This window comes from Edaphobacter sp. (genome assembly GCF_035763405.1).
Classification (GTDB): domain Bacteria; phylum Acidobacteriota; class Terriglobia; order Terriglobales; family Acidobacteriaceae; genus Edaphobacter.
The window spans coordinates 1-10,912 of record NZ_DASUBE010000145.1 but is presented as its reverse complement, the minus strand read 5'-3'; the positions used below and the strand labels follow the sequence as shown (position 1 = coordinate 10,912).

Here is a 10,912-nt window from a genome sequence, read left to right as displayed (position 1 = left end):
AGAACTGGTCAGGGCGGCGAGTGGGTTATTAACTTCATGGGCCACTGTGGCCAGCATCTCAGTAGCAGCGATCAGCCGCTCCTTTTCTAGGGCGATCTCTTCAGCTCGTATCTGGTCTGTAATATCGGTTGAAACGCTGCCCACAAATGATTGCTGTGCCTCGTTGATGAAGGTGAACTTCGTGGTGAGCCAATAAGGCTCGCCGTCAGGCAAAGCGATCTTGTTAACGAATTGATGGGGCGCTTCAGACTTGAAAGCTTCCTCATCCTGCTGCTGCAGCTCTGAAAGCACTTGTGGTAGTTCTGTCTGCGCGCCTTCGATCCCTAACAGGTGAAAAGCTACATTGTTGAAATAGACATAACGCCCATCACGCTCGCGCAGATAACTGAACTCGGGCCGATTGTCCATAAAGAGCTGGAACATTCTTTGTGCGTCGCGCAGCCTGCCCTCTGCCGCCAATTGCTCCTGCAAGCGCCGTTCCGCCCCGGCATACGCTTTCTTGCGTGCGCCTGTGAGCAACACGATGCCGAGAGCCGCAGCCAGATAGGAGAAGAACCCGGCTGCATCGCTCACTCCCTGGAAACCCCATTGATGTCGCGGGGAAACAAAGTACCAGTAAGCGATCACCGCGCCCAAGCCGGTGGACAGCAGCGCTGGGCCGACGCCTGCGAATAAGCCAACGAGTGCGACCGCCACGACAAACGTGATGTAGGGCATTTGATTGCCGAGCCACGGATCAATGGCGAGACGAAGGGTAAAACCGAAGAGTGCGCTCAGAACCGCCAGCCAATAGGGATTGATTCGAAGGCGCCACTCGGGAGAAGCAAAACGCCGGATTTTCCGCAAAAAGCGAAATGCGGGTATTTTTAGAGTGGTGATGGGATGGGAAAAATCAGCGAGCGCTCCTGAGGAAATGGATAACATTGCGACACAACCTAGCCTGGTAATCTTTCCCTTAGCCTAGCTTTAGCAATGCGTGAAGTCAACGCCCTGGAAGATGTGCAATGAAAAACTGACCCGCCGAACCTAACGGCGGGGTTGGAAAGACCTGGAGATGTCTTTTTGGTGCCACCGGGTGCCGGTTCAGATGGCTTTGCTTCGGCCTGCGGAGCGCAAAAATGAAGTTTCGAGACGTTCCTAAACCAGAGCCGTGCAGTCTCAGCGTAGGCGCCTGTCTCACGCGAATACTTGCACAACACTTCTTATCGTCCAAACACCATCAGCCCGCCCAGGCTTCCCTGATAGATCAGAGCGAGCACTACGATCGCGGTAATGGCGAGGTAAACGACGCTCGGCGCGCCATGACATTTTTGCGCGCGCCAGCGCCAGGTGGCGAGCAAAATGAAGATGACTGCTAATGAAGTGCCCAACTATTCATGTACCACAATTATCGAGGCAGGCAGCGCTCCCGCAGATTTGCTCTTCCACCACCATCCCGCGGCCGCAGTAAACGGCGTAATGATCGCGGCGTATAAAACCATCCATGCGGCTGCGTTGTGCAGCGACGCTCGTTTTCGCCAAAGGCCGAGCAGATCGCTCAAGAATGCCAGCGGCAGCAGCGCGGCGGTGAAGTTGACCAGGATTGGGTGAAATTCCTGCGGTGAACGGGGCGGATTAAAGCCGGGCGATGGCCCTGCTGCTGAGCCTGCCGCTGGTTGCTGGCCTGCGCCGCTTGTCGCCACCAGGGTGGCTTTCATGTTGGGATGGGGGTGCAGTGATACGCGATGGTTCCTGCCTTCGCGACCGTCAGCTTCCAACTGCTGCCGGGCTGAATCAAGCCTGAATCGAAGCTGCCGTCATCCGCAGTTGCCGTGTGAGCAAAATGTCCTCGTTTTTGAATTCGATGGCCTCGCCAGGATGAACAGTGACCTGCGCTGGCTGAAAGCGAAAATTCTTGATGATCACCTCGGCTGTGCCGGCCTGAGAAGCCGAAGAAGAGCTCTGCTGGTTCTGAGCTGAGGCGACCCACGGGCTTATGCCACACAAAACACATAAGGCCAGTAGCAGGCGCACGCCAGGGACAATCTCCCGCCGCGCAGAGCGCGCGGCGGGCACAAATACGGAAGAGGAATTCATGCTTTCTTGTGGTGTTTGTGTGTGCCGGCAGCCGAGGAACTGCCCATGCCGGACTGGATCTGCTTTGCGCGCTCAAGATGCCCCTGCAGCAGGGGAGCCGCGCCTTCCAGCGCCGACTTCAACTCTGCGTTCTGCGCATTCGGGATAAGGACCTTGCTGGCGGCATCGATCACCTGCTGGTGAAAATCGACTTCACGATCGATGTATGCCTTGTCGAAGGCCTTTCCTCTCATTCCACGCAGCTTCTTCATCTCCGTTGCCGCAGCAGTGTGGAGGGACTTGCTGGTGTCACTAGACTCAGGTTTTACATTGAGCTTCTTGGCCAGATCATCCACCGACTTCTGCAGCTTGGTATGGTCGTCGATCATCTGCTGGGCATACTGTTTAACTTGGTCGTTTTTCGTCTTCTTGAGCGCCAGCTTAGCGGTATCAATGTCGATCTGGTTCGCAGCAGAAACAATGCCGACGATCTGCGGGTCAGAGGGCTTGGCCCCTCCCTCGCTCTGCTGCGCCCATGCAGCTGTCCCGAACAATGACAGCACTGCAACCGTTCCTGCTGCTAGAAATTTCCTTGCGTTCATGTAATTAACTCTCCTTTCTGAAAATGGCATAACCAGTACGCTAAAACTGTTTTGCAGAGCTGCAGGCGAGGTCCAGCATTGCCCTGGTGTATGGCACGGGTTTTGTGATGCAAATATGCGCGCATCAGGAGAATTGCTGCTAACTCACGGAGACCTCGGCTCATCGCGATCTTGTACGAGAGCTGCTCTGCATCTCTCTTGCACGAAACGTCCGCGCGACCCCAAGTGCCGCACTGCTCTGAACGTGGAGTTCACACCAGTATCGTTTGCGCGGAGCCTGAGCGGGGTTTTTGAACACCCTCCTTGAAGTGGCGGCTCCCTGCCGCGTTTAAACTTCCTCGCCATCAAATTCTCGCGCGAGGTCGCGACGGCAAGCGTTGCCTGGCCAAGCAATTGTCAATAGAAACGAGCTATCGGAGAGCGCTTCTACATCGTGTGCAATATCGCGCTCCAGCGTGACCATTTGCCCCGCCGACAGCTCTACCGACTGCTCGGCTGTCCGAAAGCGAAGTTGGCCCACGAGAGTCTGGACGGAAATGCGCCCTTCGGTTCGATGCTTTTCCAAACGTCCTTCAGGTTTCATCACTACCAGCACCACACGAAAATCCGGATATTTTGCAACTGTCTTCGCTGTGTGCCCGGTCTGCCATCGTCCTCTGAGCGTAGCTGCTGAATTTCACTCTCAAGATCGAATCTCAACAGCCGCGCTGCCAGAACCCCGACCTCGTGTTCGCGTCCAGTCCGTGGGTTTTGCGTCAGGCGCCATTCTCGTCCTCCTTACAGTCTGCTCGTAGCTTCTTGCTTCATTATGCGAGTTATGCGACAAAAAGCATCAATCTTCGGCAATGCAGTGCGATCTGCTCTTCCTCGTCGCTGTTTTGATGCTTCGATCGAGGTGCCCGGAGAGAACAAGGCCGTACCTCCCGACTCGTGGTACTGGCATCTGACTAGCAAGTAGAACAGATGGTGCTGTCAGCGTAAGTGCTGCGGTTTCGCGAGGAAATTATGGCAAAGACAGCGGTTGGTTTATTTTTGAATCGAGCTTCCGTCAAAGATGTTATTCGCGAGCTTGGCGATAAAGGCTATTCATGGCTTCGGGTCATAGGGGAGCCTTTGGGAATCTCGGAGCAAGGAGCCATGAGCATCGCACATACCGATTTTGAGGCTGATCTCGCTCGCGAGCTCAAGTCCGTCGGAGCGAATGAAGCGGAGATAGAGTGCTACATCAAAGGCCTACAACGCGGTGGAGTTGTGGTGTTGGCCGGAGTCGCTGACCAGGAGGCCGACCTCGCCGCCGAAATAATGAATCGGCACGACGCAATTGAGGTTGAGGAACTCAGAGCTTTAGCGCCACATCTTCCAGCAGGGCATGGCGCTCACAGGCACGATATGTCTGCGCAGTATGGACGTTTGCGCTCGGACAGTGGAGGCGGTGCAAGGCTGTTTGTTTGGTAAATTTATTACTTTCCTCATGCAATCTTCAGTTTTGCTGCTGTCGTCCACAGGCCAGGAGAATTACGATGAGTACGTCACAAGGAGCAAAAGGGTTTCACCAACACTCCTCCCCAGAACAACTGGTTGATTCATTAAATGGCGTTTTTGGCAAGCAGCAACTCGGTGTGCGAGCGGTCCACGCAAAGGGCATTAACTTAAAAGGCATTTTTCGTCCGAGCAATTCAGCACGAAGTGTGAGCAGGGCGCCGCACTTTCAAAAAACAAACATCCCGATCGACGTTCGATTTTCGGACTTCACTGGTTTTCCTGCCATTGCCGATACGGATCCACTTGCTTCGCCAAGAGGCATGGCGATCAAGTTTCACCTCCCAGATGGCTCTGATACGGACATCGTTGCTCATTCCTTCAACGGTTTTCCCGTGGCAACCGCAGATGAATTCCGCGAGTTGATGATTGCAATGGCATCCAGTGGGCCTGGGGTCACTAAGCCAACGCCACTTGATTCCGTTTTGACGGCTCATCCGGCCGCAAAGACTTTTCTTGAATCACAGATTCCGCCGCCCGCTAGTTACGCGACGGTTTCGTACTTTGGCGTGAATGCCTTCAAATTCTCGAATGGGGAAGAGAGAATCACTTTTGGGCGGTACCAGATTCGACCAGCGGAAGGTGAACAGTCCTTGCCGCCCGCTGAGGCCAGGAGCGCTCAACCCGACTACCTCCAGAACGAAATCAAAGCTCGCATTCATCACGAACCGGTCAGGTTCAAGCTACTGCTTCAGGTCGCTGAGAAAGGCGATGACCTCGATGACCCGTCCACGGCATGGCCAGACACCCGCATCCAAGTCGAACTCGGGATTCTTGAGATCACGGAAGCAGTATCCGACAATGCAGCTGCCGAACGTAAGTTGCTGTTCTTACCAGGAGCTCTTCCTGCTGGAATCGAGCCTCAGGATCCGATGATCAGCGCACGACAAGAGGCATATCCCGTCTCCTACGGGCGCAGGAGAGAACCAAAAGAAGTGGCCGCGTAGAGCTTACCTTTGCGGAGCGCCGATTGTTAAAAGGCGATAAAACCATTGTGTGCGAATGCTTCGGACCGTCAGTATCTCTGTAGCAAAATTGGTCGAAGTCTTCAGCTTGCCGATTCTGGTCCATCGTATTCCCCTGCACGATCCGCAGATCGGAGAGATGCCTCGGTCTGCGTGACGCGTTCAGAGATGCGTCAGGGAAACGAAACGCGGCTGAAATAAATAGACTTCACGAGCAACTCGGGCGCAAACGTGCCTCCGGGAGGACGAAAAATCCACCTTAGCAGCGCTGATCTCTCGCTCCTCGATGCTGGAGCTATGAGGCTGAGGTGAGCCGAGGACGTGTAAGCCCCTTGCGACTCACTCGTTCGGCCTCTCAGTTACTGCTTTTTCTCCTGCTTCCGGCAGCCGTGACTTTTTCCCTCCGTCAGCTTCCCCGGTAAGGAGAGCGTCCATGTCGGGATAAGCGTAAATCGTCGGCGCGTGGTTCTGCATGAGTCCGCCAGTATCGGCGGTCGGACCGTAGTTGCTATGCAGGTCATGCTCCAGCATGCGCAACATAGCCATCAACTGACCACGATGGTGAGAGGTATGGGCGATCCGTCGCGTCATGACCCATGCGCGGGAACGAGTGACGTTGAAAAACTTCGTGTCTCCCTCCCACCACGATTCGTCCTTGGACTGCAGAGCAGCGAGACGTTTGGCGCTATCTTCAGCATAGCGCCGGATGAAGTTGAGCCGAGTTTCCGGGTTGGGCAGCGGAGGTGCGCCCACATCAACGCCCAACATGCTGATGAACCACCCGTTCTCGCTGACGCACTGATGCACCATATGTTCATGAACGCTGCGTCCCCGGTGGTCTGTGCGGGAGGGGCGCACCGGTAAATCTTCGTCCTTGAATTCGCTCCAGACGCTCATCAGCTTGAGGCGCTCAGTCTCGTACGTATTAATCAAGAAATCGTATCGCATGTAGACTCCTCATTTCAGGCGCAGGCTGTCACTCCCATACCGCAGAGCAGTGAAAGCGGCAGCGCCAGGCGCATTTCTCATCATAGTTTTTGCCAAGAAGCATTACTGTAGTCGGCAGGGCATGGCCCTGAGGGCCTGGCAATCTAGTCTACATCTCACGCAGCTACTATGGCGATTTGCTAAACAACTCCGTATTCGGAGCTTCCATGCGTAGCGAGAAACGGCAGATGCATGAGCTTACACGCGCACGAGGTATCTAAAGATTTCGATCGCCAGTTCGGAGGAATACAGGCCGACACATGGGGCCGCTTACCAAGCTTATTGTGCGACTTGCGACGAGGGTGACGGTCGTACCGCGGGTAACACCCGCCCGCCCAGCTTCGCGAAATCGGGCCGACAGGCTTGAGCATCCAACTCGATATCTATCGAGGCCAAACGTGCTCAGGAACACGGGCAAGATCGTGTTGAAATTGGTGTAAACAGGATAGTTCCCGTTGAACGCGCTGCCGCGGCTCGATAAGACAGAGGAGGACGACACAATGATGAATGTGGCGATTAATGGACTGGGACGGATTGGACGTGCCACGCTGAAAATCCTGAAAGAACACCCGATGCTGAATCTGGTTGCGGTCAACGATCTGATCTCTGCCGACAATCTTGCTTACCTGCTGAAATTCGACTCGGTCTATGGCCGCTGGGACGCGGAGATCGCCATACACGACAAGCAACTGCAAATTAGCAGCAGGAGTTGCAAAGTCCTCAATGAGAGAGAGCCAGCCAAGTTGCCGTGGCGCGAGCTTAATGTAGCGCTTGTGTTCGAATGTACCGGCGTATTCCGCAAATCTGACGACCTTGGCAGGCATATCCAAGCCGGAGCCGAATACGTCATCCTTTCGGCGCCGGCAAAAGAAGAGGACGTGCCGACAGTAGTGCATGGAGTGAATTAGCGGCGCCGGAAAGCGGGTGATTTCATGCGCGAGCTGCACAACCAACTGCATCACTCCCGTGGTGGAGATCATGGGGAGAAGGATCGGTATCCGCAAAGCGGTTATGACGACGATTCACGCTTACACGTCAACCCAGGCGGTCGTCGATTCGGGAAAGCACAATTTTCGCCGCGGGCGAGCCGCTGCGGCTAATTTAGTGCCGGCGACGACGGGAGCGGCGCTTGCGACCACCCGGGCATTGCCAGAATACAAGGGCAAATTTGATGGCTTGGCAGTCCGTGTACCGGTGCCTATTGGTTCACTGGCGGACATGGTCTTCCTCGCCAGCCGCGCCACTTCGGTAGAGGAAATCAAGGGGATCTTCCATGAAGAGGCTTCCAGCCAGAGATATCGCGACGTGGTAGCAGTAACCGAAGATCCGATCGTGTCGTGCGACATTATTCAGCAGAGCTACGCGTCCATTGTGGATGTGAGCACGATCCAGGTGGTGGATGGCGACCTAGTCAAAATCATGAGTTGGTACGACAACGAGTGGGGCTACGCCAGCCAGATGGTGCGAGAAGCAGTTGCTTTGGCAAGAGCTGTTGATCAGCCTGTGGCTGCATAAGCCTCGGTGCGCTTATCGGTTGAACGAGTACACAGGTAAACGGGAAGCTTCCAACCAGGCGCTCCATTGCGCAGCGCCTTCCTGCCGCATGTCGCCTGATTCAGTGAGGCCGGCCAAGAGCAGGTCGAACTACACAAATCCGCCGTAGGGCTGCCGAACAGCAAAACTACGACGATCTTGCCGCAGCCATGCAACAAGCCGATGCTCTTCGCGCGGGTGTCGCGGCGAATTGCCCATCGATCGACCAGTCCGCAGCTTTTCAACTCGGATGTTTGGAACCGGCACAGTTACCTGATCAGTCCGGAAAGGATTAGGCGGGAACGCTGCGTATGCAGCGAGTTATGCAGCGTTCCAGCCAATCGCCGATCTCCTCGCTTAGCGGCTCTTGATGAACTGGATCAGATCGCTCTTCTCATCCGGCGATAGACCGAGGTTGAAGCAGGCGTTGTAGTGGTTGATCACATCCCCGAGGGTCCGGAAACGGCCGTCATGGAAGAAGCCGCGCTTTGACCGCGACCAGAGACCGCTGAGCTGCGGCGTAACGAGCACGCCGGGGTTCAGCCCTCTCGGCCCACGGTCGGCCTGGAATGTGTCGATTTCTCCTTTGGAGTTTTTGAGACAGAGCTCCTCCGGCGTGTGAGAGTTGAAGCCGGCGTCGGTGGCCAGCGGGGGCATGTGGCACCCTGAGCATCCGCCCTTGCCGTTGAAGACCTCCTCACCGCGTTTCGCCGCAGCTCTGTCGAAGCTTCCCGCAGGCGGTGTCGGTGCTTTCAGCGAGAGTTGGTAGTAGTGGAGCGCCGCCAGCTTGCCCGTGACTTGGTCAGGGTTGTGCCGGAGCTTGTTGAAACTGCCCCTGAGTGCCGCCGGGTACTTCGGCTTGTCGGTTTTCGGATCGATGAACTCGAACCGCTTATCGTTGAAGTTGCCGTTGCCGTGCATCTGGAGGTTCGCGACGTAGGCGTTCCAGTAGGTGACGTTGCCGAAGTAGCCCGTCCAGGTGTGGAAGTTCTCGCCGAGGTGGCCGTACGCGCCGGGAATCCTGGTCGCCGCCGACTCGGGCTTGCCGTCGGGCCCGATGAGAGTGTTGCCTTCAGCGTCCTGCTTGAAGCCGATGGCGTCGATGTTGAGTTCAGCGTCGTAGAAGCCGGGCCCCCAACTCAGGAGGACCTTCTTGACCGTGTCGATCGCCGCTGGGTCGTTGGCCCCGAGGACCTGCTGGGCCATCGGCGCCAGGTTGGGCGCGAGCGAGACGATCAGTCCGACGTTCAGATCCTGGTTCGGCCAGCCGTCCAGCCGCTTGCCTATTCCCGGAGCGAACGAGTCGTTGACGGTCGAATGGCAAAGGGCGCAGGTGATGCCGATCGAGCGCAGCGAGTCACCTGAGAAGAAACCCTTTACCCCAACGACCGCGTTCAGCTTAATGAGTGCGAGCGTGGTCGCAGGACTGTCGAGGTCGACCCTGCCGTGCTTGAGGTCCGCCTGCAGTTTCCCCGGGAGGGCGTTGACGTCGACCTTCAGGCCGGCAGCGGTGAGCGCCGTCTTCGGGCTGACGCCGGGCCCGACGCCGCCGAGCGCCGCGCCCTCGATCGCCTTGTGCAACTGAAGTTGGCCGCCCCAGAAGTCTTCGTCGCCGAAGGTGTCGAAGCGGAAGACCTGCTCGCCTTCCCTGAACAGCTGGTTCAGCGCCTTCGCGCACCCTTGGCCGGGCGCGTCGACCGCCTGCGACTGGCAGGCGCCGGGATTATCGTCCCCGGACTTCGCCGCCGAGAAGGCGGAGACACTGCCGTTCGCGATCACGCCCCCCAGCAGGACGAGCCCCCCCACGAGGGCGGAGATGACGGCGAACCTGGCAACACGACTCGCTCGAGACCTCATCTCGCACTCCTCACTTCTGTTCAAGCGTCAGGAAGCAATCGATCTAAACAAAGGGGGCATCGGCGGCGCCTGTGAGCATTCCGACGACGAGGCGAACTCTGTTAGAACGCTCACGCCTAGCCCAGCTCTCCGAGCACCTGCGCGACGGCCTCGTCGCCGGTTCTATCGCGGGGCGCCTCGCGTTCGGGCACTACGTCCCACCGCTGGAGTGTCGAGAACAACTCGTACGGGGCCACTTTGAGGACGTAGCGGCGATGCTGACGATGCAGGAGCCCCTCACGCGCAAAGTCGGCCAGCGCGAGGCTCACGGTCTCGCGAGCCGAGCCGACCATGTCCGCCAATAGCTGGTGCGTAAGCGGAAAGTCGATCCGGATCCCGCCCGGTACGACTCGACCGTATGTCCGGGCGAGCTGGAGAAGCTTTCCGAAGACGCGTTCTGAGTGACGTACATACGCGCAGTTGCGGATCGTCGCCTGACGGTCTCTGACCGCCTCGGCGAGAGCATCGGCGATCGCCTCCGCCACCGAAGGTAGCCCGAGCAAAGCCCTGAGCGCATCGGCTGAGATGATCTGGATCCTCGACGGGGTCAGGGCCTCGAACCGCTCCCCCGGCGCCGGCCGCACAAACAGCATTCCCCGTTGCCCGGTCGCCACGATGATCCGCCGGCTGGCGCGACGGCTATTGCCGTCGTCGTTGCCGCTCCCGTTGCACGTAACGGTGCTGATGACGACGAAGCCGTCCTCGACCGCGACCAAGGCTGCATCGGACTCCGGCGTCACAGCCCACGCCTCCGCCCGCGTCAACGCCACCGATACAGCCCGCCCGGCGACCTCGTCCACCTCGTCGCCGAACTCTGCCAGCACGCTCGCAAAAGCGTGCGCGTCATGCAGGCCGATGGACGCATCCGTGCCGCAGATGTCGCCTGGCGCGTGTCTCTTCGCCATCTCGACCCTCCCATCGCGCAATCGCGCTCACGACTGGGCACCTGCTCAATCAGAGGCGGCAGACAGGCAGATCTTACCTCTCGTCGATCGAATCGCCCGCCCGCCGCCTGATTCCACGACGGGGGCGCTTGCCGCACGTTGTGGATCAGGAGTCGCGCTAGTAGCTAACGGCACGTTCGACGACGGCGGCGAGCTTGTCGCGCACCTTGGCGGCGATCGGCGCGAGTTCGTCGTTGCCGACGATCGAGAGCATCCGGTCAGCGTCTATCGCCGAGATGTGCGTCTGCCCGTCTCGCTGGTAGATGACAGCGTGCCGAGTTGCGGCTCGGCGGAAAGCGCCTGGTGGGCGAGCGGCGGGTTGCAGGCGCCGAAGATCGTGTAGGGCCCTGCTCGACGCCGAGCTTCTCGCGCAGGGTCGCCTGCACGTCGA

At 57.8% G+C, this 10,912-nt stretch carries 13 protein-coding genes and 1 pseudogene; 4 read left to right on the top strand and 10 right to left on the bottom strand.

Annotation, left to right across the window (positions count from 1 at the left end; translation table 11 throughout):
- From VFU66_RS13750 to VFU66_RS13725, 6 genes are all read right to left on the bottom strand, one after another.
- Positions 1-924 (bottom strand): DUF4118 domain-containing protein (locus tag VFU66_RS13750; protein WP_326446836.1); only part of this gene is annotated, 924 nt, incomplete at its 3' end.
- Between the two features lie 278 nt (positions 925-1,202).
- Positions 1,203-1,370 (bottom strand): DUF2231 domain-containing protein, encoded by a 168-nt coding sequence (locus tag VFU66_RS13745; RefSeq protein ID WP_326446835.1) that lies wholly within the window; start codon positions 1,368-1,370, stop codon positions 1,203-1,205.
- A complete protein-coding gene (locus VFU66_RS13740) occupies positions 1,371-1,697 on the bottom strand; it encodes a DUF2231 domain-containing protein (RefSeq protein ID WP_326446834.1) in 327 nt (108 codons plus the stop codon).
- A gap of 76 nt (positions 1,698-1,773) precedes the next feature.
- A complete protein-coding gene (locus tag VFU66_RS13735; RefSeq protein WP_326446833.1) occupies positions 1,774-2,076 on the bottom strand; it encodes a cupredoxin domain-containing protein in 303 nt (100 codons plus the stop codon).
- Positions 2,073-2,657, bottom strand: a complete 585-nt coding sequence (locus VFU66_RS13730) for a DUF4142 domain-containing protein (protein WP_326446832.1) — start codon at positions 2,655-2,657, stop codon at positions 2,073-2,075. The genes VFU66_RS13735 and VFU66_RS13730 overlap by 4 nt, the downstream gene beginning before the upstream one ends.
- Positions 2,658-2,985: 328 nt before the next feature.
- Positions 2,986-3,255 carry a cupin domain-containing protein gene (locus VFU66_RS13725; RefSeq protein ID WP_326446831.1) on the bottom strand — a complete coding sequence of 90 codons (270 nt, stop codon included), beginning with the start codon at positions 3,253-3,255 and terminating at the stop codon, positions 2,986-2,988.
- Positions 3,256-3,662: 407 nt separating this feature from the next.
- Between VFU66_RS13725 and VFU66_RS13720 the strand changes: the two genes are divergently transcribed.
- The gene (locus VFU66_RS13720) at positions 3,663-4,112 is read left to right on the top strand and encodes a hypothetical protein (protein ID WP_326446830.1); all 450 of its coding nucleotides are present in this window, start codon (positions 3,663-3,665) and stop codon (positions 4,110-4,112) included.
- 65 nt (positions 4,113-4,177) lie between these two features.
- The gene (locus tag VFU66_RS13715; RefSeq protein WP_326446829.1) at positions 4,178-5,143 is read left to right on the top strand and encodes a catalase family peroxidase; all 966 of its coding nucleotides are present in this window, start codon (positions 4,178-4,180) and stop codon (positions 5,141-5,143) included.
- 357 nt (positions 5,144-5,500) lie between these two features.
- On the opposite strand, the gene VFU66_RS13710 is transcribed toward VFU66_RS13715, so the two are convergent.
- Positions 5,501-6,109 (bottom strand): DinB family protein, encoded by a 609-nt coding sequence (locus tag VFU66_RS13710; protein WP_326446828.1) that lies wholly within the window; start codon positions 6,107-6,109, stop codon positions 5,501-5,503.
- A gap of 494 nt (positions 6,110-6,603) precedes the next feature.
- On the opposite strand from VFU66_RS13710, the gene VFU66_RS13705 reads away from it, so the two are divergent.
- Both VFU66_RS13705 and VFU66_RS13700 read left to right on the top strand, forming a co-directional pair.
- Positions 6,604-7,056, top strand: a complete 453-nt coding sequence (locus VFU66_RS13705; protein ID WP_326446827.1) for a glyceraldehyde 3-phosphate dehydrogenase NAD-binding domain-containing protein — start codon at positions 6,604-6,606, stop codon at positions 7,054-7,056.
- Between the two features lie 16 nt (positions 7,057-7,072).
- A complete protein-coding gene (locus tag VFU66_RS13700) occupies positions 7,073-7,663 on the top strand; it encodes a hypothetical protein (protein ID WP_326446826.1) in 591 nt (196 codons plus the stop codon).
- A gap of 375 nt (positions 7,664-8,038) precedes the next feature.
- Here VFU66_RS13700 and VFU66_RS13695 read toward each other — a convergent pair whose 3' ends face one another.
- The 3 genes and pseudogenes from VFU66_RS13695 to VFU66_RS15795 form a co-directional block, all read right to left on the bottom strand.
- A complete protein-coding gene (locus VFU66_RS13695) occupies positions 8,039-9,538 on the bottom strand; it encodes a hypothetical protein (RefSeq protein WP_326446825.1) in 1,500 nt (499 codons plus the stop codon).
- A 116-nt stretch (positions 9,539-9,654) separates the two neighbouring features.
- Positions 9,655-10,293 carry a Crp/Fnr family transcriptional regulator gene (locus VFU66_RS13690; protein ID WP_326446824.1) on the bottom strand — a complete coding sequence of 213 codons (639 nt, stop codon included), beginning with the start codon at positions 10,291-10,293 and terminating at the stop codon, positions 9,655-9,657.
- A 346-nt stretch (positions 10,294-10,639) separates the two neighbouring features.
- Positions 10,640-10,857, bottom strand: a pseudogene (locus VFU66_RS15795) (DUF302 domain-containing protein).
- Between the last annotated feature and the right edge of the window lie 55 nt (positions 10,858-10,912).